General features: G+C 65.7%; 29 protein-coding genes. 20 read left to right on the top strand and 9 right to left on the bottom strand.

Features of this window, described 5'->3' with window-relative positions; all coding sequences use genetic code 11:
* Positions 1–42: 42 nt before the first annotated feature.
* The 4 genes from N6L26_RS06690 to murI form a co-directional block, all read right to left on the bottom strand.
* Positions 43–900, bottom strand: a complete 858-nt coding sequence (locus N6L26_RS06690) for a TauD/TfdA dioxygenase family protein (protein ID WP_263604845.1) — start codon at positions 898–900, stop codon at positions 43–45.
* A gap of 55 nt (positions 901–955) precedes the next feature.
* Positions 956–1,234: a YdeI/OmpD-associated family protein gene (locus N6L26_RS06685; protein ID WP_263604844.1), complete on the bottom strand. Its 279-nt coding sequence runs from the start codon at positions 1,232–1,234 to the stop codon at positions 956–958.
* A 6-nt stretch (positions 1,235–1,240) separates the two neighbouring features.
* The gene (gene hemA, locus N6L26_RS06680; RefSeq protein ID WP_263604843.1) at positions 1,241–2,461 is read right to left on the bottom strand and encodes a 5-aminolevulinate synthase; all 1,221 of its coding nucleotides are present in this window, start codon (positions 2,459–2,461) and stop codon (positions 1,241–1,243) included.
* A 108-nt stretch (positions 2,462–2,569) separates the two neighbouring features.
* The gene (gene murI, locus N6L26_RS06675) at positions 2,570–3,364 is read right to left on the bottom strand and encodes a glutamate racemase (protein WP_263604842.1); all 795 of its coding nucleotides are present in this window, start codon (positions 3,362–3,364) and stop codon (positions 2,570–2,572) included.
* Positions 3,365–3,529: 165 nt separating this feature from the next.
* On the opposite strand from murI, the gene plsY reads away from it, so the two are divergent.
* The 5 genes from plsY to N6L26_RS06650 all read left to right on the top strand — a co-directional run bounded on the left by plsY (position 3,530) and on the right by N6L26_RS06650 (position 9,020).
* Positions 3,530–4,135, top strand: coding sequence for a glycerol-3-phosphate 1-O-acyltransferase PlsY (gene plsY / locus N6L26_RS06670; RefSeq protein ID WP_263604841.1), 606 nt, complete (start codon positions 3,530–3,532; stop codon positions 4,133–4,135).
* Positions 4,132–5,238 (top strand): DNA-processing protein DprA, encoded by a 1,107-nt coding sequence (dprA, locus tag N6L26_RS06665; protein WP_263604840.1) that lies wholly within the window; start codon positions 4,132–4,134, stop codon positions 5,236–5,238. The genes plsY and dprA overlap by 4 nt, the downstream gene beginning before the upstream one ends.
* 306 nt (positions 5,239–5,544) lie before the next feature.
* On the top strand, positions 5,545–8,136 hold the full coding sequence (gene topA / locus N6L26_RS06660; RefSeq protein ID WP_263604839.1) for a type I DNA topoisomerase: 2,592 nt from the start codon (positions 5,545–5,547) through the stop codon (positions 8,134–8,136).
* Entirely contained in the window at positions 8,136–8,318 is a 183-nt protein-coding gene (locus N6L26_RS06655) for a hypothetical protein (RefSeq protein ID WP_263604838.1), read from the top strand. Before topA ends, N6L26_RS06655 begins: the two co-directional genes overlap by 1 nt.
* An 84-nt stretch (positions 8,319–8,402) precedes the next feature.
* Entirely contained in the window at positions 8,403–9,020 is a 618-nt protein-coding gene (locus N6L26_RS06650; RefSeq protein ID WP_263604837.1) for a hypothetical protein, read from the top strand.
* Between the two features lie 21 nt (positions 9,021–9,041).
* Here the strand turns inward: N6L26_RS06650 and N6L26_RS06645 are convergent, their stop codons facing one another.
* Genes N6L26_RS06645 through lepB form a run of 4 tightly spaced genes read right to left on the bottom strand, consistent with a single transcriptional unit; the run spans position 9,042 to position 12,777 of the window.
* Positions 9,042–10,295, bottom strand: coding sequence for an MgtC/SapB family protein (locus tag N6L26_RS06645; RefSeq protein WP_263604836.1), 1,254 nt, complete (start codon positions 10,293–10,295; stop codon positions 9,042–9,044).
* A gap of 18 nt (positions 10,296–10,313) precedes the next feature.
* Positions 10,314–11,216 (bottom strand): GTPase Era, encoded by a 903-nt coding sequence (gene era / locus N6L26_RS06640; protein ID WP_263604835.1) that lies wholly within the window; start codon positions 11,214–11,216, stop codon positions 10,314–10,316.
* Positions 11,213–11,884 carry a ribonuclease III gene (rnc, locus tag N6L26_RS06635; RefSeq protein WP_263604834.1) on the bottom strand — a complete coding sequence of 224 codons (672 nt, stop codon included), beginning with the start codon at positions 11,882–11,884 and terminating at the stop codon, positions 11,213–11,215. The genes era and rnc overlap by 4 nt, the downstream gene beginning before the upstream one ends.
* The gene (lepB, locus tag N6L26_RS06630) at positions 11,881–12,777 is read right to left on the bottom strand and encodes a signal peptidase I (protein WP_263604833.1); all 897 of its coding nucleotides are present in this window, start codon (positions 12,775–12,777) and stop codon (positions 11,881–11,883) included. Before lepB ends, rnc begins: the two co-directional genes overlap by 4 nt.
* 67 nt (positions 12,778–12,844) lie before the next feature.
* Here lepB and pgi point away from each other — a divergent pair, with 67 nt between their 5' ends.
* From pgi to N6L26_RS06580, 10 genes are all read left to right on the top strand, one after another.
* Positions 12,845–14,401 (top strand): glucose-6-phosphate isomerase, encoded by a 1,557-nt coding sequence (gene pgi / locus N6L26_RS06625; protein ID WP_263604832.1) that lies wholly within the window; start codon positions 12,845–12,847, stop codon positions 14,399–14,401.
* A 107-nt stretch (positions 14,402–14,508) separates the two neighbouring features.
* Positions 14,509–15,588 (top strand): PAS domain-containing protein, encoded by a 1,080-nt coding sequence (locus N6L26_RS06620; protein WP_263604831.1) that lies wholly within the window; start codon positions 14,509–14,511, stop codon positions 15,586–15,588.
* Positions 15,585–15,938: a response regulator gene (locus N6L26_RS06615; protein WP_263604830.1), complete on the top strand. Its 354-nt coding sequence runs from the start codon at positions 15,585–15,587 to the stop codon at positions 15,936–15,938. Before N6L26_RS06620 ends, N6L26_RS06615 begins: the two co-directional genes overlap by 4 nt.
* 246 nt (positions 15,939–16,184) lie before the next feature.
* Positions 16,185–17,558 (top strand): DEAD/DEAH box helicase, encoded by a 1,374-nt coding sequence (locus N6L26_RS06610; RefSeq protein WP_263604829.1) that lies wholly within the window; start codon positions 16,185–16,187, stop codon positions 17,556–17,558.
* Positions 17,559–17,651: 93 nt separating this feature from the next.
* Complete coding sequence (gene gorA / locus N6L26_RS06605; protein ID WP_263604828.1) at positions 17,652–19,004, top strand: glutathione-disulfide reductase; 1,353 nt, start codon at positions 17,652–17,654, stop codon at positions 19,002–19,004.
* A 91-nt stretch (positions 19,005–19,095) separates the two neighbouring features.
* Entirely contained in the window at positions 19,096–19,884 is a 789-nt protein-coding gene (locus tag N6L26_RS06600; protein WP_263604827.1) for an AraC family transcriptional regulator, read from the top strand.
* A 63-nt stretch (positions 19,885–19,947) separates the two neighbouring features.
* Positions 19,948–20,577 carry a hypothetical protein gene (locus tag N6L26_RS06595; protein ID WP_263604826.1) on the top strand — a complete coding sequence of 210 codons (630 nt, stop codon included), beginning with the start codon at positions 19,948–19,950 and terminating at the stop codon, positions 20,575–20,577.
* 103 nt (positions 20,578–20,680) lie between these two features.
* The gene (locus tag N6L26_RS06590) at positions 20,681–21,082 is read left to right on the top strand and encodes a cupin domain-containing protein (RefSeq protein ID WP_263604825.1); all 402 of its coding nucleotides are present in this window, start codon (positions 20,681–20,683) and stop codon (positions 21,080–21,082) included.
* 58 nt (positions 21,083–21,140) lie between these two features.
* On the top strand, positions 21,141–21,704 hold the full coding sequence (locus N6L26_RS06585; protein ID WP_263604824.1) for a hypothetical protein: 564 nt from the start codon (positions 21,141–21,143) through the stop codon (positions 21,702–21,704).
* Between the two features lie 21 nt (positions 21,705–21,725).
* Positions 21,726–21,962, top strand: a complete 237-nt coding sequence (locus tag N6L26_RS06580) for a hypothetical protein (RefSeq protein WP_263604823.1) — start codon at positions 21,726–21,728, stop codon at positions 21,960–21,962.
* Between the two features lie 44 nt (positions 21,963–22,006).
* On the opposite strand, the gene N6L26_RS06575 is transcribed toward N6L26_RS06580, so the two are convergent.
* Complete coding sequence (locus tag N6L26_RS06575; RefSeq protein ID WP_263604822.1) at positions 22,007–23,122, bottom strand: NAD(P)/FAD-dependent oxidoreductase; 1,116 nt, start codon at positions 23,120–23,122, stop codon at positions 22,007–22,009.
* Between the two features lie 71 nt (positions 23,123–23,193).
* Here N6L26_RS06575 and N6L26_RS06570 point away from each other — a divergent pair, with 71 nt between their 5' ends.
* The 5 genes from N6L26_RS06570 (at position 23,194) to recO (ending at position 26,638) form a co-directional block, all read left to right on the top strand.
* Entirely contained in the window at positions 23,194–24,213 is a 1,020-nt protein-coding gene (locus N6L26_RS06570) for an NAD-dependent epimerase/dehydratase family protein (protein ID WP_263604821.1), read from the top strand.
* 75 nt (positions 24,214–24,288) lie between these two features.
* The gene (locus N6L26_RS06565) at positions 24,289–24,837 is read left to right on the top strand and encodes a TspO/MBR family protein (protein WP_263604820.1); all 549 of its coding nucleotides are present in this window, start codon (positions 24,289–24,291) and stop codon (positions 24,835–24,837) included.
* A gap of 296 nt (positions 24,838–25,133) precedes the next feature.
* Positions 25,134–25,379: an accessory factor UbiK family protein gene (locus N6L26_RS06560; protein ID WP_263604819.1), complete on the top strand. Its 246-nt coding sequence runs from the start codon at positions 25,134–25,136 to the stop codon at positions 25,377–25,379.
* A gap of 168 nt (positions 25,380–25,547) precedes the next feature.
* The gene (locus N6L26_RS06555) at positions 25,548–25,835 is read left to right on the top strand and encodes a GIY-YIG nuclease family protein (protein WP_263604818.1); all 288 of its coding nucleotides are present in this window, start codon (positions 25,548–25,550) and stop codon (positions 25,833–25,835) included.
* Between the two features lie 206 nt (positions 25,836–26,041).
* Positions 26,042–26,638, top strand: a complete 597-nt coding sequence (recO, locus tag N6L26_RS06550; RefSeq protein ID WP_263604817.1) for a DNA repair protein RecO — start codon at positions 26,042–26,044, stop codon at positions 26,636–26,638.
* Positions 26,639–26,691 lie beyond the last annotated feature (53 nt).

Genomic DNA, 26,691 nt, shown 5'->3' with positions numbered 1-26,691 from the left:
TAGGGAGGAAGGCCGCGCTTACCAAGCTGTTACGACAGGCGGTCAGGCCGTGAAAAAGGGCCTGTCCCCGGCAATCGTCACGCGTTCCATCACCCGGCGTGCGGGGAAATAATCGCTCGCGGCGAAGTGCTGGCACACGCGATTGTCCCAGAACGCAACCGAGCCTGCCTGCCAGCGAAACCGGCACTGGATTTCGGCATCCCTGGCGGTGGCGAAGAGATGGTCGAGCAGCCAGCGGCTCTCGCTCTCCTCCAGCCCCTCGATATGCGAAGTGAAGGCGGTGTTGACGTAGATCGCGCGCTCGCCGGTTTCGGGATGCGTGCGGATCACCGGGTGGCGCACCGGCGGATATTGGTCGTGCAGTTCCTCGGGCCGCTTGCCCAGCCGCTTGGCGAACACGCGCGCGATGTCATGCACCGCAGTTAGCCCTTCGCAAAAGACCTTCATCGGGTCCGACAAGCGCTCGTAGGCGAGGTGCATATTGGCGAACAGCGTGTCGCCGCCGCAATCGGGCACTTCGCGCGCCAGCAGGATCGAGCCGAGCGAGGGTTCCTCGCGCCAGGTGACGTCCGAATGCCACGCGTTTTCCTGCCCGCGGCTCTTGGGGCCATGCCCGATCCGCAGCACTTCCCGGTTCGGCTGGTCCTTGGGCGTGGCGGGGTGGATTTCCAGCTCGCCGAAGGCGCGGGCGAAGGCGATATGCTGCGCGGTGGTGATGTCCTGGTCGCGGAAGAAGATCACTCCGTGGCTGAGCAGCGCGGCACGAATCTCGGGAATGCGCGCGGCGATGTCGGCACTGCCGAGGTCGATCCCGAGTATCTCTGCCCCGATCGCAGGGGTCAGCGGACGAATGTCGAGCGTGCCGGTATCGCGCGCAGCGCGGTCGGAAATCGTGGCCATGTTCTCTCTCCCTGCCGCGTAGCATGCCACAGGCGGCACGCGATTGCATCGGCTTTCAGGGAGCGACGAATTTGCGCGCGCTCGCGCGGCGGTGCGGGCATCCGGGCCAGCAGCACGGACGCTTCTTCCCATCGAGCACTTCTTCGTGGAGCCGGGCGCGGCGCTTGGCGCGGGTGGGTTCCTGCTTGGCCGAAATCGTCCAGCAGATCCATTCGTTGCGCGCCAGCGGGGTCAGTGCCTGCCATTTCGCGGCCAGCGCCGGGTCGCTGTCGAGCAGTGCTTCGAGTTCGGGGGGAAGCGCGTGGCGGAAATCGGGATCAGCAGGTGCCACCATTCCGGGTCAGGCCGCCTGCGCGAGTTCCAGATCCATGCGGTCCCATATCTCGACCAGCGCGCCGACCAGATTGTCCATCATCGCGGGCGTATGCGCCGGACCGGGGGTAAAGCGCAGCCGTTCGGTGCCGCGCGGCACGGTCGGGAAGTTGATTGGCTGCACATAGACGCCGTATTCGGCGAGCAGGATGTCGCTTATCTTCTTGGCGCGGACCGGATCGCCGACCATCAGCGGGACGATATGCGTGACGCTGTCCATCACCGGCAGGCCCGCATCGCGCATCTTCTGCTTGAGCAATTCGGCGGCGGCCTGCTGGCCTTCGCGTTCCTCGTTACTCGATTTGAGATGGCGCACCGAGGCCAGCACGCCCGCGACCAGCGCGGGGCTGAGCGAGGTGGTGAAGATGAATCCCGGCGCATAGGAGCGGATGCAGTCGACGATCTTCCGGTCGGCTGCGACATAGCCGCCCATCACGCCGAACGCCTTGCCCAGCGTGCCTTCGATGATGTCGATCCGGTGCGCGGCTTCGTCGCGTTCCGAAATGCCGCCGCCGCGCGGGCCGTACATGCCCACTGCGTGAACCTCGTCGATATAGGTCAGCGCATTGTATTTCTCGGCCAGGTCGCAGATCGCATGGATCGGCGCGATGTCGCCATCCATCGAATAGACGCTTTCGAAGGCGATCAGCTTGGGCGTGGCTTCGTCTTCGGCGGCCAGCAATTCCTCGAGATGGGCGAGGTCGTTGTGGCGGAAGACGCGCTTTTCGCAGCCCGAATTGCGGATCCCGGCGATCATGCTGGCATGGTTGAGTTCGTCCGAAAAGATCACGCAGCCGGGCAGCAGCTTGGCCACCGTCGACAGCGTCGCATCGTTCGAGACATAGCCGCTGGTGAACAGCAGCGCGGCATCCTTGCCGTGCAGGTCGGACAATTCGGCTTCGAGCTGGACGTGGTAATGCGTGTTGCCGCCGATATTGCGCGTGCCGCCGCTGCCCGCGCCGACATCATGCAACGCCTCTTCCATGGCCGAAATGACCTTGGGGTGCTGGCCCATCGCGAGATAATCGTTCGAACACCACACGGTGACGGGCTTGGGGCCGTTATGGCCCGCAAAGCAGCGCGCATTGGGGAAGGCACCCTTGTTGCGCAGGATGTCGATAAAGACGCGGTAGCGGCCTTCCTCGTGCAGTCGGGAAATCGCCTCGTCGAAAATCTGGTCGTAATTCACTGGCGTATTCGCCCGTATCTGCGCCGCCCGTCCGCGGCTGACTGTGTCGGTCGCCCTAATCGAATACGTTGCAAATCGCCACCGCGATCTTTGCGAATGGCTCGCAAGTCAGAAGGGGCGCAAATCCTCGATCCCGAGCCGCGCGAAGGCGGGGGCAAGCCGTTTGAAATCATCGAGATCGCCGGTCGTCACGGCGAAATCGGGTGCGCTGCGGGTGAAGGGTTCGCCTTCGGTAAGCGAGGCGATGCGCCGCGCGATCCCGCCGGCGCCATGGACGAAACCGACACCCGCGCCGAAGGCCTCGCGCAATTCGGCTTCGAGCAGCGGGAAGTGCGTGCAGGCCAGGATCACCGTGTCGAGCCGCTCGCCATTGTCCTGCAGCACGAGACCCGAGGCAGCGCGCGCGACATCGTCGATAGCGACCTCCTCGCCGCGCAGTTTCGCTTCGCCCAGCGCAACGAGGTTGTTCGCGCCGAACCGCAGCAGCGTGCATTCGCGGGCAAATTGCCGTTCGAGGTCGTCGACATAGCGCTGGCGCACCGTCGCCTCGGTGCCGAGCAGGCCGATCACCCCGCTCCGGCTCATCGCCGCCGCGGGCTTGATCGCGGGCACCGTGCCGACGATCGGGGTTTCGAGCACATCGCGCACCATGCCCAGCGCGATCGTGCTGGCGGTGTTGCAGGCGATGCAGATCAGCCGCGGCTGGTAGCGTTCGGCCATCCGCCCGAGCAGCCCGGCGACTCGCGCGGCCACCTCCGCTTCGCTCTTCGCGCCATAGGGCAGGCCCGCCATGTCCGCGGCGTAGATCACTGGCGCCTGCGGCAGCAGCGCGCGCAATTCGCCGAGTACGGTCAGTCCGCCGACACCCGAATCAAACAGCAGGATGGGGGAATGTTGGTCCAAAGCTCCAGATCCGTTCGAATTGGCAGGCCGGTATCGCAGATGGGTCTTGGCCTAACCCGGTACTTTCTTCTAGGTCGCTAGAACGCAAAAACACCCGCGGGGCAACGCCCGCCTGCGGTGGTGGGACGCTCGGGGCGTAGCTTGGGGTAAATCGTGCCAGCAGAAATGACCACCACCGTGCTCTGGGCGGCACTGCTCGGCTATGCGATCGGCTCGATCCCCTTCGGGCTGCTGCTCACCCGCGCCGCGGGGATGGGCGACGTGCGCAACATCGGCAGCGGCAATATCGGCGCGACCAACGTGCTGCGTACCGGCAACAAGGGGCTGGCCGCGGCCACGCTGCTGCTCGATTTGCTCAAGGGGTTCGCTGCGGTCACGATTGCCGGTCAGCTGTGGGGCGAAGTGGCGATGGCCTTTGCCGCGGGCGCGGCGGTGCTGGGGCATTGCTTCCCCATCTGGCTCGGCTTCAGGGGCGGCAAGGGCGTGGCGACCAATGCGGGCGTGGCCTTCGGGCTCGCTTGGCCGGTCGGGCTGGCCTATGCCTTCGTCTGGCTCAGCGTGCTGGCGATCTTCCGGATTTCCTCGCTTGCCGGGATGGCCGCGGTGGTCGCGGCGGCGGCCGCAGCGCCGCTGTTCGGCTTCCCGCAGTTCTTCCCCGTGCTCGGCGCGATCGCGCTGCTGATCATCTATCTCCACCGCGACAATATCGCACGGCTGGCCAAGGGCGAGGAACCTCGCGTCGGCGGCAATAAGGACAACGCTGGGGGATGACCGGTGCGGCGACCTCGGCCCTGTCGCAGGACGAGGCTTTCGCCCGCATCCGCCTGCTGCGCTCGCCCAATATCGGGCCGGTCAGCTATGCCATGCTGCTCCAGCGTTTCGGTAATGCCGTGCAGGCGCTCGAAGCGCTGCCCGATCTGGGGCGGCGCGGCGGGCGCGCCTATCGGGCGATTGCTGCGGAGAAGGTCGAGCGCGAGGTGGAGGCGGTGCGCAAGGCGGGCGCCAGATATTTGTTTCACGACCAGCCCGATTACCCCGCGCTGCTTGCGCAGCTCGACAGCGCTCCGCCGATCCTGACCTGGCGCGGCGATCTTGCGGTGGCGGCGCGGCCCTGTGTCGCGATGGTCGGTGCGCGCAACGCCAGCGCGGCAGCGGTCAAGCTGGCGCGCGATTTCGCCAGCGGACTGGCCGAGGCGGGATTTACCGTGGTCTCGGGCCTCGCACGCGGGATCGACGGCGCGGCGCATGAGGGTGCCTTTCCGCACACCGTCGGCGTAATCGCCAGCGGGATCGATATTGCCTATCCGCCGCAGCATGCCGGGCTGCAGGAGCGGATCGCCAGCGATGGCCTGTTGCTTGCCGAACAGCCTCCCGGCACCGAACCGCGCGGCAGCCACTTTCCCAGCCGCAACCGCATCATCGCCGGGTTGGCGGGCGGGACGCTGGTGGTGGAAGCGGCGGTCAAATCGGGCAGCCTCATTACCGCGCGGCTGGCGGGCGAGGCGGGGCGCGAGGTCATGGCGATCCCCGGCAGCCCGCTCGAAGCGCGCAGCCACGGTTGCAACCACCTCATCCGCGAAGGCGCAATGCTGGTGCAGGAACCGGCCGAGGTGGCCGAACTGCTGAGCACCTTCACCGGCGAACCGCGCTCGACCTTCCGCGAACCGGCCAATGGCTTCGACTACACGCCCGAGGACCTTGCCCAGGCCGAACCCGCCGAGATCGCGGGGCTGCTGACCACCGCCCCGGTCGCCGTCGACGAACTGATCCGCCAGTCGGGCACGTCCGCCGCGGCGGTGCAGCTCGCACTGCTCGAACTGGAGATTGCCGGATCGCTCGAACGCCACGCTGGCGGACGGGTCAGCCTGCAGTGATCGAACGGTGCCAAGTCTCCCTACCAGCTTGCGGGTGACGTTACGGAAAGGAGAGAAATTGGCGCATTCTTGCAATTTCGGATGTCGTTTCTGTCATATGCTGCATGTCTTCGCTGTCCGCGACTCGGGCGCCGCAAGCACACCAGATCAGACAGCGGGCGCTGTTCGCAGCGCGCGCGACGGGCCGCCTCCGTACCTCCTATACGGGCGGCCCGTTCTGCGTTTTGGCGCTTGACGGCCACCGAACCCCGGTCCCATTTTCGCGCGTATACGCACGTACACACGTAAGGGACTGTTTTTACCTCCATGCAACTGGTCATCGTCGAATCGCCCGCCAAGGCGAAAACCATCGAGAAATATCTCGGCAAGGACTTCAAGGTTCTCGCCAGCTACGGTCACGTCCGCGACCTGCCGCCGAAGGATGGCAGCGTGCGCCCGGACGAGGATTTCGCGATGGACTGGGAACTCTATCGCGACAAGCAGAAGCGCTTCAAGGAAATCAGCGACGCGGCGAAGGGCGCCGACCGGCTGGTCCTCGCGACCGACCCCGACCGCGAAGGCGAGGCGATTTCGTGGCATGTCCGCGAGCTGCTGGCGAAGCGCAAGGCGCTGCCCGCCAAGGTCGACCGCGTCACTTTCAACGCGATCACCAAACAGGCGGTGACCGATGCGATGAAGGCCCCGCGCGAGCTCGACCAGCCGCTGATCGACGCCTATCTTGCGCGCCGCGCGCTCGACTATCTTTATGGGTTCACGCTCAGCCCGGTGTTGTGGCGCCGCCTGCCCGGCGCGAAAAGCGCGGGCCGCGTGCAATCGGTCGCGCTGCGGCTGATCGTCGACCGCGAGATCGAGATCGAACATTTCCGTGCTGACGAATACTGGTCGGTGATCGCCAAGCTGCAGCAGGACGGCAGCGAATTCGACGCGCGGCTGGTCCGATACGACGGCAAGAAGCTCGACAAGCTGACGCTCGGCGACGAGGGCAGCGCCACTGCCGCCCGGCAGGCGGTCGAGACCGCCAACTTCACGGTCGAGGAAGTCGAGACCAAGCCGTTCAAGCGCAACCCCGCGCCGCCGTTCACCACCTCGACGCTGCAACAGGAAGCCGCGCGCAAGCTGGGCTTCTCCGCGAGCCACACGATGCGCTGTGCGCAGTCGCTCTACGAAGCGGGTTCGATCACCTATATGCGGACCGACGGCGTCAGCATGGATGGCAGCGCGATTTCCGCCTGCCGCAAGGCGGTCGCCGATCGCTATGGCGGCCATGCGCTCCCCGACAGTCCGCGGATGTACAAGACGAAGGCCAAGAATGCGCAGGAAGCGCATGAGGCGATCCGCCCGACCGATTTCAACCGCGACCGCGCGGGCAGCGGCGATGAGGGCCGTCTCTACGACCTCATCTTCAAGCGCGCGATGGCCAGCCAGATGGCCGCCGCCTCGCTCGAACGCACCACCGTCACGCTGCGCGAGGCCACCGGCCAGCACGAATTGCGCGCCACCGGCCAGGTGGTGAAATACCCCGGCTTCCTCGCGGTCTACCAGGAAGGGCGCGACGATGCCGAGGACGATGAAGAGGGCCTGCTGCCCGCCATTTCCAAGGGCGACAGCCCGCTCAAGAAGGGTGTCGAGGCCAACCAGCACTTCACCCAGCCGCCGCCGCGTTTCTCCGAAGCGAGCCTGGTCAAGCGGCTCGAGGAACTCGGCATCGGTCGCCCCTCGACCTATGCCAGCACGATCCAGACGCTGCGCGACCGTGCCTATGTGCGGATGGAGAAGAATCGCTTCTTCGCCGAGGAAAGCGGGCGGTTGCTGACCGCCTTCCTCGAACGCTTCTTCCCGCAATATGTCGCCTTCGACTACACCGCCGGGCTCGAGGACGAGCTCGACACCGTCAGCGACGGGCGCGAGGACTGGAAGAAGCTGCTCGAGGCGTTCTGGCGCGACTTCAAGCCCAAGACCGAAGAGGTGATGGACAAGAAGCCTTCGGAAGTGACCGAAGTGCTCGACGAATTCCTGTCCGACTACCTGTTCCCCGAACGCGCCGACGGCAAGGACCCGCGCCATTGCCCGCTGTGCGAAACCGAAGGCCGCGAAGGCGGCCGGCTGGCGCTGCGCGGCGGCCGCTACGGCGCCTTCGTCGCCTGCGCCAACTACCCCGACTGCAAGTTCACCCGCCAGTTCGCCAAGCCCGGCGGTGAAGGCGACGACGGCGCGGATGACGGGGTGATGGGCGAAGATCCCGAAACCGGCCTCCCGGTCGAACGCAAGACGGGGCGCTTCGGCCCCTACATCCAGCTGGGCGAGGGCAAGGAAGCCAAGCGCGCGAGCATCCCCAAGGATCTCGACGATTTCGATCTCGAATGGGCTTTGAAGCTGCTCAGCCTGCCGCGGATCGTCGGGACGCATCCCGAAAGCGGCAAGGAAATCGAAGCCGCGATAGGGCGTTACGGCCCCTACCTGCGACATGATGGCAAATACGCCAAGCTGCAGAGCACGCGCGACGTGTTCGATACCGGCATGAATGCGGCGGTCACGCTGCTTGCCGAAGCCGCCAATCGCAAGGGCGGTGGGCGCGGCAAGGCCGAACCGATCAAGACGCTGGGCGAACATCCGACCAGCGGCGCCGAGATGAAGGTGATGCCGGGCCGCTACGGACCCTATGTCACCGACGGCACCACCAATGCGACGATCCCCAAGGACATGAAGCCCGAGGACGTCACCGAGGCGCAGGCGATCGAGCTGATCGATGCGCGCGCGGCCAAGGGCCCGGCGAAAAAGAAGAAGGCCGCGCCGAAGAAGAAGGCTGCTGCGAAGAAAAAGCCCGCCGCCAAGAAGGCGCCCGCCAAGAAGAAGGCCCCTGCCAAGAAGCCCGCGGCGAAGAAAGCGGAGGCCGACTGATGGCGAAGGAACGTTTCGAACGCCACAAGCAGCCGTGGAAGGCCGACGAGGCCGGACAGCTGCGGCTGCTGGCAGGCAAGGGCAAGGGCCTCAAGGAAATCGCCAAGGCCATCGGCCGCAGCGAGGAATCGACCAAGGACTTCGCCAAGAAGAACAAGATCGAGATCCTGAAGAAGCGGTAGCCGGAGTTCGTGATCCCACTCGCCAACCTGGCCGATTCACGTTAGGTCGTTGAGAACCTTCTGAAATGGCATTGGAGTAGCTCCTTGTTTCTTCCTTTCTTGGCTGCCGCTGTTTCGTTTGCGACGCCCTCTTTCGAGGTCCGCGACGCGAAGCATGTCAACGACAACCTGCCCGGATGGGTCGATCGCGAGCGTAAATGGACGGCTGCCCGCCTGGAGGTATTCGCCGATCCGAAAGGGAAAGTCCTCAGCTGCGAAGTAAGGCACTCCGTGCCGCACGAAGACGTGGCCGAAGAGATGTGCGCGGTCCTGATCGGCCACCGGATCGAACCTGCCAGAAATTTCGCGGGGAAGCGCGGTTATGGATTGGGGCGAATAATCACCATCGTCGACGCCGATGGCCGATCAGGTCTCGCATCTCGGTTGGGACGGATCCAACAAGACGGCATCATCTTGACCGTGAATCGCCTGCCAGAGGATGCCGAAGGCGCGCCCCAGTCTGGTATCGAGCTAGGTCTCGAGATCGGAATGCAGGGCGAGATGGTCCGCTGCGAAGCGTTGACCGAGCTGCCCGATGCGTTTGGCGAAGTGGCCTGCGAACAGGCAGGGGCGCAAGAATTTCAGATCAGAACCGACGCTGATGGCAACGCGGTTAGCTACTTGAGGCGGTTCGATATCAACTTCGAGCTCGCCAACCAGTAATCAGGGCCGAGCGCTCGCAACTCAAGGCCGCACATACCCCACAACAAGGCTCCCGGCGAGCACCACCATGCTTGCGCCCAGCGCCAGCGCGGCAGGGCGCGCCTCGCGCCCGCCGTAAACGAGGGTGACGCCCAGCTTCACGCTCATATTGGCGAGGATCGTCCCCGCGATCGCCAGCGCGGCGAGGTCGGGGGCGATGGTGCCCGGCCCGAGCCCGCCTGCGGTGACGATAGCGGCATCGACATCCATGCTGCCCATCAGCAGCAACAGGACCGCGATGCCCTGTTCGCCGAACTCGCCCTGCGCCCAGCGGGCGGCCACCGCAGCAACGGCCACGAAAGCGACGAAGGTCAATGCGGGCAGCATGGCGATTGGATTGCCGGGTGCGGCGGGGCCGGACGTGCTGGGGGCCTTGAGATACAGCCGGTAACTGACCGCAAAGCCGGCGATCAACGCGGGGGCCACCACCATCACGAAGGGCCGAAGCAGGCTCGTCGCGAGCACTGCGACCAGGATGATGACCCGCAGATACATGACCGCGCTGGCCAGCGCGATGCCGGCGTTCTCCGCGCCGTGCCCGCCGCCCGAGCCGATCCGCTGGGCAAAGGAATGCGTCACCGCGGTGGAACTGTAGGCGCCGCCGATGACGGCGGTCGCGATGGTCCCGCGGCGCGCGCCGAACAGGCGGTTGGCGACATAGCCGGCGAAGGAAAAACCGGTAACGATAATCACCACCAGCCACAGGGTGCGCGGCTCCCACGCATCGTAGGGGCCGAAACGCCCCTCGGGCAGAAAGGGGAACACCGCCAGCGCGATCACCGCATAGCGCGTGAAGGCCTTGATATCGGCCTCGTCGAGCGCGCCGACCCAGCGGTGGACTTCGGCGCGCAGGGTGAGGATCAGCGTGACCACAGCCGCGCCCGCAACCGCCAGTGCCTCTTCGCCGATCCCGGCGAGGAACCCCAGACCCAGCGTGACCATGGCGGCGACCGCGCTGGTTGCATCGGGCCGGCTGCTGTCGAGCACCGCGCGCGAATAGCCGATCGCCACGATGGCGGTGGCCGCTGCAAAGACGAGACCGGAGGCGACTGCAAAGCCGTGGCCCGCGATGATGCCCGCAAGGCCTGCCGCCACGCCCAGCAGGGTGAAGGTGCGAATTCCCGCAACCCGCATGCCGGGGGTTTCGCCGCGCAGCTTCCATCCGCGCTCGATCCCCACCAGCAGCCCCGCCGCGAGCGCGGCAGCCATCTGGGGGAGGGAATCGAGCGCGAGCATTGCCGGTGCGAAGAGCTCCTAGCTCTTCCAGTCCAGCCCGATTTCCTCGAACATTTCCTTGTCCTCGCTCCACCGCTCGTCGGTCTTGACGTGGAGGAACAGGTGGACCTTCTGGCCGAGCAGTTCGGTCAGTTCCTTGCGCGCGGCCTCGCCGATGGCCTTGATCTTCGAACCGCCCTTGCCGAGCACGATCGCGCGCTGGTTGTCGCGGATGACCACGATCTGCTGGTGGATCTCGACGCTGCCATCGGGGCGTTGGATGTATTTCTCGGGCCGCACCGCGCTGTCGTAGGGCAGCTCCTCATGCAGCTGCTGGTACAGCTGTTCGCGGGTGATCTCGGTGGCGAGCAGGCGTTCGCTGGCATCGCTCACCTGGTCTTCGGGATACATCCACACGCCTTCGGGCATCATTCCCGCCAGCGCTTCCTTCATCTCGGGTACCCCGTCGCCGGTCAGCGCGGAGACGAAATAGATATCGGCAAAGTCCACCTTGCCCGCCAGATCCTGCGCCAGCGCCAGCAGCGGTTCCTTCTTCGCCACATCGACCTTGTTGAGCACGAGGATCTTGCGTTCGGGACGCTGCGCGACCTGTTCGAGCAGCGGTTCGAGCTCGTGCCGCCGCTGCTTGACCGGATCGACCATCAGCAGCACCGCATCGGCTGCTTCCGCGCCTTCCCAGGCCGCGCTGACCATCGCGCGGTCGAGCCGCCGCTTGGGCGCGAAGATACCCGGCGTGTCGACCAGGATCATCTGCGTGTTGCCGTGCAGCGCGATGCCCATCATCCGCGCCCGCGTGGTCTGCGCCTTGGCGCTGGTAATCGCGACCTTCTGGCCGACCAGCTGGTTGACCAGCGTGCTCTTGCCCGCATTGGGCGCACCCAGCACGGCGACCACGCCGCATTTGGTTGTTTCCTGCGTCACCCGAACGTCTCCATAAATATGCGTGCCGCTTGCTTCTCGGCTTCCTGCTTGCTGCCCGCGGTGCCTTCGGCCTCGCCGACCTTGTGGACTTTCACCCGCACGGTAAATCGCGCCGCGTGATCGGGGCCCGAACGATCGACCAGCTCGTATTCGGGCGGGCGCCGCTGGTTGCCCGCGGCCCATTCCTGCAGCGCGCTCTTGGGATGCTTGGACTTGCCCGCGCCGCTTTCGAGCGCGGGGCGCCACAGCAGCTGGACCACGCCGCGCGCGGGTTCGAAGCCATTGTCGAGAAACTCGGCGCCCAGCAATGCTTCCATCACATCGCCGAGGATATTGTCGCTGTCGCGCCCGCCGTCGCTGCTGGCCTGCTTGGAAATACGGATATGCGGGGCCAGCCCGATCCCGCGCGCGACCTGCGCGCACATTTCGCGGCTGACGATGGCGTTGAGCCGCTGCGCCAGCTTGCCCTCGGGCGCATCGCTGCGCGCATAGAGCCAGTCGGCGATCGACAGGCCGAGCACGCGGTCGCCGAGGAATTCTAGCCGTTCGTAATCCTGTTTCTCGCCCATGCTGCCATGCGTCAGCGCGACGAACCACAGCGCCTCGTCCTTTACCGTGAAGCCGGTCTTGGCGAGCCAGTCGCGTGCGGCGGGATCGAGCGCACTCATATGTCGGCCCCGATGCGGTTCCAGCGCGCGGCAGTGAACCAGGTCCACGGCAGATACCATTCGACGCTGCCGTCGCTCGACCACAAGACGCGGCTGGCGCGCCCGACCAGCAGGGAGGCATCGACCAGCCCGACCCCGCCATCGCGCACTGCGGGGAAACGACTGTCGAGCGAATTGTCGCGATTGTCGCCCATCATGAACAGCTGGCCCGCGGGCACGATCACCGGCTCGGTATTGTCGGGATCGACGCGCAGCGGATTGCCGCGCGCATCGGTGGCGATCTGGCCGGTCTCGTCGGTCAGTAAGCGCGCGCCGACAGTGCCGAAATCCAGCGTCAGATAGCTGCGGCCTGAAGGCAGCGTCTCGCGGAACTGGCGATAGCGGCAGGTCGTCCCGTCCAGCACCACGCCGCCATCGCGGCGGCAGCCGGTGTTGGCGCTCATCGGGATGTCCGCAGGTCCGGCATCCTCCTTGGGCAGCGGGGTCCCGTTGAGGATGACGACGCCGTCCTGCACCGCCACCGTATCGCCGGGCAGGCCGATCACGCGCTTGACGTAATCCACGCCCGTCACCGGGTGCTTGAAGATCGCCACATCGCCGCGTTCGGGCAGGCTGGCGAAGAACCGCCCTTCGAACAGGTCGGGTTCGCCCGGCAGCGAGTATTTCGAAAAGCCATAGGGCCACTTCGCCGCGACGAGGTAATCGCCATTGCGCAGATTGGGCAGCATGCTCTCGCTGGGGATGGTGAAGGGCGAGAAGATGAAGCTGCGGAAGATCAGCACCACGAGCACCAGCTTGGTGACGAACCACAGGAAACTGCCGAGCGTCTCCTTGTCTTTTGGTTCGCTCGAACTGGTCGGGGGCGAATGCGGATCCAGGGCGCGGTCTGTCATGCGGGCTTCTCAATCATCGCGGAGTTCCCTAGTCGCGCACCTGCGGACACGAAAGGATTTTTGCACCATGACCTCTGCTGCCGACATCTGGGACCAGCTTGCCGCGCTCCCGCGCCCCACGCTGGGCGAATTGTTCAGCGCCACCCGCGACGGGGGCGAGGGCACCGACGAGCCGGGCGGCGAGGCGCGGGTCGCCATGCTCTCGGGCCGGATCGAACTCGATGAAGGCGGGATCCTGTTCGACTGGTCGAAGACGCATCTCGACCGCGCGGTGATCGCGCGCTTCGAACAACTTGCCGAGGCGATGGATTTCGCGGGCATGCGCGCCAAGCTGTTCGGCGGCGAAGTGGTCAACCCGACCGAGGGCCGCGCCGCCGACCATGCGACGCTGCGCGGCACGGGCGAGGGCGCCAAGGTCGAAGAGGCGATGGCGCTGATCGACCGCATGGGCATGCTGGTGGAAGCGATCCACCAGGGCGCGCTGGGCGAGATCGAGCACCTCATCCATATCGGCATCGGCGGCAGTGCGCTCGGCCCGGCGCTGGGCGTCGACGCGCTCAGCCGCGATCTCAGCTATTGCGATGTCCATGTCGTTTCCAACATCGACGGCGTCGCGCTCGAGGCGGCATTTGCCAAGTGCGATCCGGCCAAGACGCTGATCGCGGTGGCGAGCAAGACCTTCACCACGATCGAGACCATGACCAATGCCGCCAGCGCGCTCAAATGGCTGGGCGACAACGGCGTATCCGATCCCGGCGGCCGCGTGATCGCGCTCACCGCCGCGCCCGACAAAGCGGTCGAATGGGGCGTCGACGAAACGCGCATCCTGCCGTTCCAGGAAAGCGTCGGCGGGCGCTATTCGATCTGGTCCTCGATCGGCTTTCCTATCGCGATGGCGGTGGGGATGGAGGATTTCCGCGCCATGCTCGCGGGCGCCAAGGCGGTGGACGAACATTTCCGCGATACCGACGGCGCGGCCAACCTCGTGCTGCGCGCGGCCTTCGCCGATCTCTATTACACCCGCGTGCGCGGCTGCCAGACGCGCGCCGTGTTCGCCTATGACGAGCGGCTGGGGCTGTTCCCCGACTATCTCCAGCAGCTCGAGATGGAATCGAACGGCAAGCGCGTCACCGCCGACATGCAGCCGGTCGATGGCCCGACCGCGCCGATTACCTGGGGCGGGGTGGGCACCGATGCGCAGCATGCGGTGTTCCAGCTGCTCCACCAGGGCACGCATCTGATCCCGGTCGATTTCATCGCCAGCATCGCGCCGGGCGACGAACTCGACCCCGCGCATCACCGCATCCTGCTGATGAACTGCTTTGCGCAGGGCGCCGCGCTGATGGCGGGCAAGAAGGGCGCCGACCCCGCGCGCAATTACCCCGGCGACCGGCCCTCGGCGACGATCCTGTGCGACGACCTCGACGCCGCCGCACTGGGCGCGCTGATCGCCTTCCACGAACACCGCGTCTTCGCCAGCGCGGTACTGATGGGCATCAACCCCTTCGACCAGTTCGGCGTCGAACTGGGCAAGCAGATGGCCAAGGCGATCGAACAGGGCGGCGAGGCCTTCGACGCGAGTACCGAGGGGTTGCTGGAAGCGGCTGGTCTCACCTCCGAATAACCCCGTAACCCGCACAATTCGGGAACTTCACGGCATCCGGAGGTTTGAGGCAGGTAACCGCACTAACAGAGGCGGGACGTCGCTAGAATTCGTATGAGACCTGCCGGATGTCGGAAATTCCGCCCCACCCATTAAGCCAAGCCCTCGGCACACCCAGCGCCGAATTCGATACCCCCGATGCCTTCGTCGGCGCCTCGGGCCTGCTGTTCGAGCAGGCCATGGCGCAGACGCGTATGGCGGTGTGCCTGTCGGATCCGACGCTGCCCGATCATCCGATCGTGTTCTGCAACCGCGCCTTCGAACGTTTGACCGGGTATAGCGCGGACGAAGTCGTCGGTCGCAACTGCCGCTTTCTCCAGGGCGCGCAGACCGACCAGGACCAGGTTTCCAAGATCCGCGATGCGATCCGCGACGAGGAGGTCGTCGTCGTCGAGATACGCAATTACCGCAAGGACGGCTCCAGCTTCTGGAATGCGCTGCATCTCGGCCCGATCTACGATGCCGAGGGCAATCTCAAATATTTCTTCGGCAGCCAGTGGGACGTCAGCGATATCCATCTCGCCAAGGCCGAGGAACGCCACGCCAAGGCGATGGCGCGCGAAGTGTCGCACCGGCTAAAGAACGTCTTTGCGGTAATCGGCGCGATCGTGAACATCACCGGCCGCTCGATGGACGCGCGCGGTGTCGCGCGCCGGATCAACGACCGGGTGCAGGCACTCGGCCGCTCCTACGAACCGACGCTCGACGATGCCTTCTTCGGCACCATCGAGATCGGCCAGGCGGTGCGTTCGGTGCTCAAGCCCTATGACCCCGAAGGCGAGCGGTTCCGCTTCAACGGCAATGGCTTGCGGACCGAACCCAATGCGATTTCGGCGATCGGGCTGACGCTGCATGAACTGGCGACCAATGCGATCAAATATGGCGCGCTGTCGAACGATGCCGGCACGGTCGCGGTCGAATGGCGGCACGAGGAAGACAAGCATGGACGCAATTCGATCATCGTGACCTGGACCGAACGCGGCGGACCCGAAGTGAGCGCGCCGCCCGACGGGTCCAGCGGGACCGGCTTCGATATCGCCGAAAGCCTGCTGCGGCATTCGCGCGGCGTGATCGAACGGCATTGGGACCGCGAAGGATTGCGCGTGGAAATCTCGCTGCCCATCGCCCGTACGGGCGGTGGCCGATGAATCGCGTGCTGATCCTCGAGGACGAGCCGCTGATCGCGATGGATCTGGTCATGGCCTTCGAGGATTGCGCCATCGCGACGGTCACTGCGGTCACCTGCGCCGAGGCCTGCTCCGCGCTGGACGAACAGCCGATCGATGGCGCGGTGCTCGACGTAAACCTGGGCGGCGGCGAGACCTGCGAGGAAATCGCGCTCGCGCTGAAGGAACGGTCGATCCCGTTTATCCTCAACACCGGCGATCTCGACCGTTCGGGCGAGATGCTGCGCGCGATCGATGCGCCCGTGGTCGCCAAACCGACGCCCGCCGACCGCGTCGTCGAAAGGCTGATGGACCACGCGGGCATCCGCTGACCCGCCCGCGCGGCGCGGCGCAAGCTGCACTGCGGCATTGACTTATCGCGCGGCATGCCCCATGCCGCTCCATCGAAGCGCGCTAGCCAGCGTGAAGCGGCGATCGGCTTACAGCGATTGCCCCGGCCGCGCCTCGGTTCCTTTTTCCAGACTTCCCTATTCACGCGGGTGGTTATTCAACCCCGCGAACGCGCCCGGATTCCGCGATGGAAGTCTGCGCGCGCCGCATTACGAATGCGAGTTTACATGACACAGTTTTCCGATCTTGGGCTGTCGCAGCCCGTCCTCCAGGCGCTTGACCTCAAGGGCTATTCCACGCCTACCCCGATCCAGGAAGGGGCGATCCCGCCCGTTCTCGAAGGACGCGACCTGATGGGTATCGCGCAGACCGGTACCGGCAAGACCGCCGCCTTCATGCTCCCCAGCATCGACCGGCTGCGCGATGCCGACAAGCAGACGCCGTTCAAGTCCTGCCGTATGCTGGTGCTTGCCCCGACGCGCGAACTGGCCGGCCAGATCGCCCAGAGCGCCAAGGATTACGGCCAGCTGGCCGGGCTCAAGGTCCATTCGATCGTCGGCGGCACCTCGGTCAACAAGGACCGCAACAAGCTGCACCGCGGCACCGACATCCTCGTTGCCACGCCCGGCCGCCTGCTCGATTTGATCGACCAGAAGGCGTTCACGCTCGACAAGGTCGAAGTGCTGGTGCTCGACGAGGCCGACCAGATGCTCGACCTCGGCTTCATCCACGCGCTGCGGCGGATCAGCCAGCTGGTCCCCGAAGACCGCCAGACGCTGTTCTTCAGCGCCACCATGCCCAAGCAGATCCAGGAACTGGTGGGCAAATATTGTCGCAATCCGGTCAAGGTCTCGGTCACGCCCGAAAGTACCACTGCCGAACGCATCGACCAGTATCTCTTCATGGTCCAGCAGGACGAGAAGCAGACGCTGCTCGAAATGATGCTCTCCGAACGCCACCAGGTGCCGGGCAAGTTCGAACGCGTGCTGATCTTTGCGCGCACCAAGCATGGCTGCGACCGGGTGGTGAAGAAGCTGGCGCAGGTCGGCATCCCCGCCAACGCCATCCATGGCAACAAGAGCCAGCCGCAGCGCGAACGTGCGCTCGACGAGTTCAAGCGCGCCAAGACGCCGATCCTGATCGCGACCGATGTCGCCGCGCGCGGGATCGATATCCCCGGCGTCAGCCACGTGATCAATTACGAACTGCCGAACGTGCCCGAACAATATGTCCACCGCATCGGCCGGACCGCGCGCGCGGGCAAGGATGGCATCGCGATCGCCTTCTGCGCCGAGGACGAGCGCGATTACCTCAAGGATATCCGCAAGAAGACCGACGCCGAGTTCGAACGCCTGCCGCTGCCGGACAATTTCCGCGCGGTCGTCGAAGGCGTCGGCCCGACCAAGCGCGCGGCCCCCGGCCAGCGCATGGCCAAGCCCAAGGTTCGCCCCACCGGTGATGCGGCGCGTAGGAGCAAGCCCAAGACCAAGCACTCCAACCGTGCCGGTGCGCCCAAGCGCGATGGCGAGAGCGGCGAAGGCGGTCGTCCGCAGGGCAACCGCCCCGCGCGCAGCCGCAACCGCCGCCGCGCGGGACGGTAAAACGTCTCGCCGGACCGCCGGGGCGCAATTCGCGCCTTGGCAAATGCATGCGGCATCCCGATATCGCGCATCCGCGCAACAGGGAGCCGCTGCATGTCCGAGCAATATGATTTCGACCTTTTCACCATCGGCGCCGGTTCGGGCGGCGTTCGCGCCAGCCGCGTGGCGGCCGCGCATGGCGCGAAGGTCGCGGTGGCCGAGGAGCACCGCGTCGGCGGGACCTGCGTCATCCGTGGCTGCGTGCCCAAGAAGATGCTCGTCTATGGCGCGCATTTCGCCGAAGACCTGAAGGACGCGCGCAATTTCGGCTGGTCGACCGAGAACGCGACCTTCGACTGGATCACGCTGCGCGACAATGTGCTTAACGACGTCAAGCGGATCGAGGGCGCCTATACCGAGACGCTCGAAAGCCACGAGGTGACGATCTTCAAGGAGCGCGCCGAGATCACCGGCCCGCACGAGATTACGCTGGCGAGCGGCAAGGTCGTGACCGCGAAGACCATCCTGATCGCCACCGGCGCGCGTCCGCGCATGCCCGAATGCCAGGGCGCCGAACATGCGATCAGTTCGAACGAGGCGTTCCATCTCGACGAATTGCCCAAGAAAATCATCATCGCGGGCGGCGGCTATATCGCCAATGAATTCGCCGGCATCTTCAACGAGTTCGGCAGCGAAGTTCATATCGTCAATCGCGGCGACCGGCTGCTGCGCAGCTATGACGAGGCGGTGCGCGACCGCCTGCTGCAGATCTCGACGACGAAGGGCATCCAGTTCCGCTTCAACACCACCTTCGAATACATCAAGCCGTGTTCGGAAGGCGGTTATTTCGTCAAGATGTCCGATTGCGACGAGGAGAAGGCCGATCTGGTCATGTTCGCCGTCGGCCGCGTGCCCAATACCGAAGGGCTCGGGCTGGACAGCGCTGGCGTCGAACTGGGAGACAATGGCGAAGTCAAGGTCGATCGCTTCAGCAAGACCAATGTCGACCACATCTATGCCGTCGGCGACGTGACCGACCGCGTGCAGCTCACCCCGGTGGCGATCCGCGAGGGCCAGGCCTTTGCCGACAGCGTGTTCGGCGGCGGCGAGCCGGTGGCGGTCGACCACAGCTGCATCCCCAGCGCGGTGTTCAGCCATCCGCCGATCGCCGCGGTCGGGATGACCGAGGGCGAGGCCAAGAACAAGCTGGGTAGCGTGAAGGTCTATCTGTCCGATTTCCGCCCGATGAAAAACGTGCTCGCGGGGCGCAACGAACGCAGCCTGATCAAGATGATCTGCGATGGCGACACCGGCAGGATCGTCGGCGTCCACATGATCGCGCCCGAAGCGCCCGAAATGATGCAGGCCGCCGCGGTCGCGGTGAAGGCCGGGCTGACCAAGGCCGATTTCGACGCGACCACCGCGATCCACCCGACCATGGCCGAGGAACTGGTGCTGATGCGCTAGGGCGTCGTCATCGGCCCCAACGCCCGAGCGGCGTGGAAGAGTCGATACCCGTGCATTGCGAAGCGCTCGGCCCGGTGCTTAGGCCGGTACGATGGAAAAGCCGTCGTCCGCCAGCTTTACGCGCCCCAAGCACGTCGACATCGAGCTTGTGTCGGTGGCCTATCGCAACCGCAGCTTTCCGGTGCACATGCACGACCAGTATGTGGTGGGCGTGGTCGAAAGCGGCGGCGAAACACTGACCATCGATGGCGCCTCGTATGTGGTTGGTGAAGGCGACATGATCACTATCGATGCGGGCACGGCGCATGCCAACGCCACGCTCGGAGACGCGACCTTGCGCTACCGGGTATTCTACATTCGTGCCGAGGTGGCGCGGTCCTATGTCGGCCGCTCTGGCCTGCGCTTTCCGACACCGGTGCGCTGCGACCCCGCGTGCGCCCAGCGGCTGCTGGAACTGCACCGCTGGTTCGAAGCGGGGACCGGCGACAGGCTGGAAGAAGACACCGCGCTTGCGGAAATAGTCGGTATCGCGTTCGACGCAGCCGTCGAACCGGATCGAGACGACCGGCTACCGGAGGCAGTTCGCCGGGCGAAGGGGTATATCGACGCGCACTATGACGAGAATTTCGGTCTCGATGAACTGGCCGATGCCGCGGGTGTGACCAAGTACCATCTGGCGCGGAGTTTCACGCGTGCGCACGGCCTCAGCCCGCTTGCCTACCGCACCCAGCGGCGCATCCATGCGGCCAAGGAAATGGTGCTGGCGGGTACGCCACTGGCCGACGTCGCAGCCGATCTGGGTTTCGCGGACCAGAGCCATCTCACGCGCCAGTTCCAGAGCATGGTCGGAATCTCGCCCGCTCGCTATCGTGAGCAATGACGTTCAAGACAGGTCTGGAGCGCCCGGCTAGGCCCCGTTGAAAGGCTTGTCAGGGACCATACCATGAAGAATTCTCGCTCGATTACCGCCACCTTTCGGTCGCAGACGCTGAAAACGGCTGCGCTGGCGGCAGTGGCAGCGGCCTGCGCTGCTCTCGCCGGTCCTGCGAACGCCGCAGCGGCGGGCCAGGACGTTGAAGCCAATCGCCCGGCCTCGGGTGAAGCCAGCAGCCCATACGCGACCTTCCTCGCGAATTATGTCGAATGGGTGAGAACCATCGAAATCGACGGGCAGGCGCGCGGCATCGCGCTGACGCCGGCGCAGGTCGAGCTGGCCACCCGGATCGGGATCGAGCATCCGGAGAATGTGCGGCTGGTATATGTCGATGAAATACCTTTTCCGTCGGAAGATCCGCAAATGCGCAAGATCGGCGAGGAGCTGGGCTTTGTCGGACCGGGTATCACCAACAATGCGCAGGCGTTCGGTTATACCATCTGGGTGCGCAACGGTTTCGACCTGACATGGCCGCTGCTCGCCCACGAACTGGTCCATGTGCAGCAGATCGAGCGCAATGCGAGTTTCGGCGCCTTCGTGGAAAAATACATGAAGCAACTCATGGCCTACGGGCACGAAAACATGCCGCTCGAGGTCGAAGCCTACGCAGCCAATCGGATCCACGCCTCCCGACCCTGAGACGGGCCGGTCCGCCTGCCGCAATGCCCACCACCCGATTGCGCCGGCGGCGTTCCCGGCCTAGCGTGGCGTGGTTCAGCGGCGGACGACAAGGGGAACGACCGTGAAGGGTTATTGCGACAATATCGAGCAGCGTACCGTCGAGAACGACAACTTCCGTCAGGTCCTCTACACCGGCAAACACCTGCAACTCGTGGTGATGACTCTGCCGCCGGGATGCGACATCGGCGAGGAGGTCCATGAGGACCGCGACCAGTTCTTCCGCTTCGAGGAAGGCAAGGGCGTGGTCGACATCGACGGCGTGGAGAATCCCGTCGAGGATGATTTCGCGGTGATCGTGCCCGCCGGCGCGCGTCACAACGTCCGCAACACGGGCAGCGAACCGCTGCGCCTGTATACCGTCTACGGTCCGCCCGAGCATATGGAGGGCGTGATCCATGCGACCAAGGCCGATGCCGAGGCACGCCACCATGACGAGGAATGGGACGGCGGTACGACCGAATGATACGCTGCCCCGCGCCGCAGCAGCGCAGGCGCATAGTCCGATCGCAGGAGCAAAATATATGACCACCGCACCCGATGCCTTCCACATTCGCGAGGCCGTCGCCTATTTCGATGCGAGCAAGGAGCTCGAGGAAGCGATCGACGAGCTGCTCAGTTCGGGCTTCGACCGCGCGGAAATCAGCCTGCTGGCGACCGAGAAGACGGTCGAGGAGCAGCTGGGCCACCGCTATCACAAGGTCGCCGAGCTGGAGGACGATCCCGCCGTGCCGCGCGCGATCTACATCCCCAAGGAATCGATCGGCGACGCGCAAGGCGCGCTGATCGCCACGCCGCTTTATATCGCGGCGGCGACCGCGATCGGCGCCATCGTGGCATCGGGCGGCTCGCTGCTCGCGGTGATCGTCGGCGCGGCGGTTGCGGGCGGGGCCGGGGGCGCGCTGGGCACCGGTCTGGCGAAATTGGTGGGTGACCGGCACGCCGAAAACCTGCAGAACCAGCTTGAACATGGCGGCCTGCTGCTCTGGGTGCGCACCTGGGACAGCGGCGACGAACGCCGCGCGGTCGACATCCTGACGAAGCATTCGGGACACGATGTCCATGTGCACGGCGCGCCGCAGAGTTGAACGGATAACAGGAGAAGTTCGGTGATCGGGAAGATGGTGGCACTCGGGCTTGCAGGGCTCGCCGGTTACACGCTGTTCAAGCGCAAGGACGCGCCCCACAACGCTGCCTTTGCGGAAGACCAGCCGCATGATTTTCATACCGACGTACGCGATGCCGGTCCCGGCGCGATGCGCGATCCGGCCGCGCGCGAATGGACCGAAACCGACGAGGATCTGGACGAAAGCTTCCCCGCGAGCGATCCGCCGGGTGGATACTAGCCGGCAGGTGAGAGACCGGGGGGACTAGGCCGGCAGGCGCAAAATCACTCTGTGCCCGTGTGCAACCGCTCCGCCGCCAGCATCTCGGGCGTGACGCCCACCGCGCGCAAGTCCTCGGGCCATGCGCCGTCCGTCACCAGCGCCTCTACCGCCAGCGCCATTGCGGGGGAGGTTTGCAGGCCGAAGCCGCCCTGTCCCGCCAGCCAGAAGAACCCGGGCGCCGCGCGGTCGAAACCCGCCACCGGAAGCCGGTCGGGCGCGAAGGTGCGCAGGCCCGCCCATTTGCTTGCGAGACGCGGCACGGTGAGCGTAGTGGCTTCCTCCACTCGCCAGGCTGCCAGCGCGACGTCCTCTTCCTCGGGCTGCGCATCGCAGGGCGCGCTTTCCCCTTCGTCCATCGGGCTGGCGAGCAGGCGGCCGCTGCCTTCGGGCTCGATATAGAAACCCGGGCCCACGGTCTTGGTGAAGGGCCAGCCCGTGACATCGACCGGCACATCGAAGGTGATGACCGTGCGCCGCAGCGGGGTGATGCCGAGCGGGGCGATCCCGCCCGTCTGCGCGACCGTATCGACCCACGCGCCCGCGGCATTGACCACCACGCGGGCGGCATAGCTTGCCCCCGGCGTGTCGACGATCCAGCGCGTGCCATCATGGCGCAGCGCGGTCACCGCCGCCTTGGCCGCCACCGATCCGCCTGCTTCGATCAGCGCCTTGCGATGCGCCTCCAGCATTGCATGCGCGTCGAGCTTGCGCGCCTGCAGGTCGAGCAGCGCGCCGACAATACCGCCGTCGCCCTCGCGTAACACGGGAACCAGTTCCTGTGCCCCCGCCACCGACAGCCGCCGGACATGCGGCGCCCATTCGCGGTAATTGGCCTCCAGCCGGTCGAGCGCATCCTCCTGCCCCGCCAGCGCCACGAACAGCGCGGGGTGCGGCTGCGCGCCCGGCGCTTCGAACAGCGGAATGCTGGCCGCGGTCAGCGCGCGGACGAGCCACGCGTCCATGTCGAAATGCGCAAAGGCGGCGCTGCGACCCGAGGAATGCACTCCCGGCGCGTCCTCCGTCTCGCAGACCAGCGTGTCTCCATGCCGCGCCAGCCGCGCGGCTGCCGAAAGACCGGCGATCCCGGCCCCGATCACGAGGTAATCGACCTGTTTCATCGCAACTGCGTTGCCCCTTGCAACCATTCTGCCTACCTCTCCGCATACCAAAGGATGCGGGGGGCAGACAGATGGCAATGACAATATTGGTAACCGGGGGCACGGGCTACATCGGCGGGGAGGTGATCGACCAGCTGCTGGCCAAGGGCCACCGCGTCCACACCACCGTGCGCGACAAGGCCAAGAGCGAACCCAGACTGCGCGCGCGCTGGAGCGATGCGGGCGACCGGCTGGCGGTGTTCCAGGCCGATCTGATGAGCGATGCGGGCTGGGCCGAGGCCAATGCCGGCTGCGACGCGGTGGCACATGTCGCCTCGCCCTTTCCGATGGCCATGCCCAAGGACAAGGACGAGCTCGTGGTGCCTGCGCGCGAAGGCACGCTGCGCGCGCTCGAATTCGCCGACAAGGCGGGGATCAAGCGCTTCGTCCAGACCAGCAGCGCCGCGGCGATCGCCTATGGCCAGCCGGAAAAGGACCATTTCACCCATCTCGACTGGACCAATCTCACCGCGGGCGTCCCGCCCTATATCGAAAGCAAGACCGTGGCCGAACGCGCCGCGCGCGACTGGATTGCGACCAAGGCACACGGCATGGTGTTCTGCTCGGTCAACCCGGTGGCGGTGTTCGGCCCGGTCTATGACGACGACATGTCGACCAGCGTCGAGCTGGTGAAGAAGATCGTCGACGGCTCGATCCCGCTGATCCCCAACATGGGTATCTGCGTGACCGATGTCCGCGATGTGGCCCAGGCGCATGTCCGCGCGCTCGAGGCGCCTGCCGAAAAGGTCCGCGGCGAGCGTTTCCCGACCTCGGAGAAATTCCTCTGGCTGCGTGAGATGGCCGATGTGGTCCGCGCACGCGTGCCCGAACATGCGAAGAAGGTGCCCAGCCGGCCGATGCCCAACTGGCTGGTGCGGCTGCTCGCGCTGTTCATGGACGAAATGAAACAGATCAAGGGCGAGCTCGGCAATGTCCGCGACGTTTCGGGCAAGCATACCGAACAGGTGCTCGGCTATACCTTCATCCCCGCCGAACAGACCATCGAGGACACCGTCCGCAGCCTGTTTGCCAAGGGCATCGTGAAGGGCTGAGGCCACCACCGCATTGCCAGCCCGCACGGCGCTCGGCAAAAGACGCATGAAACGAATCGTTGACGGGAAAATTACATGAACATGCTGGCGTCGCGCGGGCAATTGCGCGCAAGTTTCATTCGCTGGGCGTTGTTCACCGTCCCGCTCTGTGTGCTGCTCGGCTTTATCGCCGGCCAGCTTGGCGGGCCCGACACCGCGTGGTTCCAGCAGCTGGAGAAACCGGGCATCTATCCCGAGCCCAAATGGTTCGGGATCGTCTGGACGATCCTCTATGTCATGATCGGCCTGTCGGTGGCGATGGTCGCTTCCGCCTGGGGTGCGCGCGGACGCACCGCCGCGCTATGGGTGTTCGCAGTGCATTTCGTGCTCAATTTGTCGTGGAGCTATGTGTTCTTCGGCGCGCAGCAGATCACCGGCGCGCTGGTGCTGCTGGTGGCGATCGTGCTGACGCTGCTGCTGGTGATCGCGCTGTTCTGGCGTGTCCGGCGGCTCGCCGCGGTGCTGCTGCTGCCCTATCTCGCCTGGGTCTGCTTCGCCGCCGCGCTGAATTACCAGTTCCTCCAGCTGAACCCCGATGCCGATGGCGGCTATGCCGAGGGCGCGGTCGAGCGGGTGAGGATTTAGAGGGGAGTCTTTGATTTTCGAACCCGCATCCGCGGGTTCGTCCTCGGGGCTGTTCCTCCGCTTCGCTCCGGGCCCCTGCGGGCGCGCGGTCGCGCTTGCCTCGCCTCCGGCTCGGATACCAACGCCACGATGCTGGAGTAGCGCTGGTCCCGTCCGCGACAGCGGACGGCAAGGGCGACCGCCCGCCCGCAGCGACGCGACCTTCAGGTCGCATGAGCGAGGATAGCCAAGGCCGCGGACGCGGCCGCCCGCGCTTGAGGCTAGACAAAAACCCCATCCCGTCCCATCTGGACGGGATGCAATCACAGAACCCGCTCGTAGCCGATTTCGTCAAACTCGCCAATTCGGCGGCCGGTACGCTGGCCGGCATGGGCCGCGAGGCGCGCGATGCCGCGCGCGAACGCGCCAAGGAAAGCTTTGGCGGGATGGATTTCGTCAGCCGCGAGGAATTCGACGCGGTCAAGACCATGGCCAGCAAGGCGCGCGAAGAAGCGGAAGATTTGAAGGCCCGCGTCGAAGCGCTGGAAGCCAGGATCAAGTAGGCTTTGGCCGCTTGGCGGTTTGCGGCGCGCGACCTTATCTGGGCCCCTGCCTGCGCAGGGGCGACGGTTGGGGGTATAGTCGCGGTCATGGGACAAACCACCCGATCTACTCTCGTCGCCCCTGCGCAGGCAGGGGCCCAACCGACATCTCGGCCCGCGGCCTGATCGATGCCGGGCGGCTGGGTCTATATCATGACCAACAGCCCGCACGGCACGCTCTACATCGGCGTCACCAGCAACATCGCCGCGCGCGTGCATGCGCATCGCGAAGGGCAAGGGTCCGAATTCTGCCGCAAGCACCGGCTCACGCGGCTGGTCTATGCCGAGCGATATGAGGATATCCACGACGCCATCGCGCGCGAAAAGGCGATGAAGCGGTGGAAGCGGCAATGGAAGTTGAAGCTGATCCGGCGCGACAATCCCGACTGGAACGACCTGTTCGAGACCATTTTGTGATGGTGCCATTTCGCTAATCTTACCTAGGCCCCTGCCTGCGCAGGGGCGACAGCAGGTTTGATGGACGAAGTGCGAACCCCATCCAGGCTCTCTCCGTCGCCCCTGCGCAGGCAGGGGCCCAGCTGACGGCGCAGCCTGCAATACGCCGCCGCACAAGTTAACTCCGCCGTCTTCGCAGGATCGCCGCAAGCGGCTAAGGCCGCCCCATGCAGCTCACCGCCCCCGCCATCCTGCTTGCCGCGCGTGCGCATGGTGAGACCGCGGTGATCGCGCGCATGCTGACCGGGCAGCATGGCATGGTCGCGGCCTATGTCGCGGGCGGGCGCGGACGGCAGCTGCGCCCGGTCGTCATCCCCGGCAATATCGTCCAGGCGGACATCCGCGCAAAGTCGGACAGCCAGCTCCCTTTCGCGCGGCTGGAGCTCGTCACCAGCCGCGGGCCGTGGCTCGGCGAGCCGCTTGCCGCGTCGGCGATCAACTGGGTCACCGCGCTGACCGCTTCGGCGCTACCAGAGCGCAATCCCTATCCTACGCTCCATTCCGCGCTCGGCGGCTTGCTCGATGCGATCTGTTCGGCCGACAGCGCGCGCCAATGGGTCGAGGCGCTGGCGGTCTATGAAGCACTGCTGCTGCGCGAACTGGGCTATGGCGGTCAGCGGCCCGCGATAGCCGGCCTTGGGCAGGCCTTGGAAATTCTCGACCGGCAGGAGCCGCTGATCGCGCGCTACCTGCTTGCCGACACCCGCGCCGACGTCCTGGCTGCACGGCAACTCCTCAGGCAGCGGCTGGCACGGATGGTTTAGCCGCGTTCAAGAATGGTTCGTCGCCCCTGCGCAGGCAGGGGGCTAAATAAGGC

The sequence above is a fragment of the Qipengyuania sp. SS22 genome (assembly GCF_025736935.1).
GTDB lineage: Bacteria > Pseudomonadota > Alphaproteobacteria > Sphingomonadales > Sphingomonadaceae > Qipengyuania.
The sequence above is the reverse complement of the archived record's forward strand: the minus strand, read 5'-3'. Positions and strand labels throughout refer to the sequence as shown.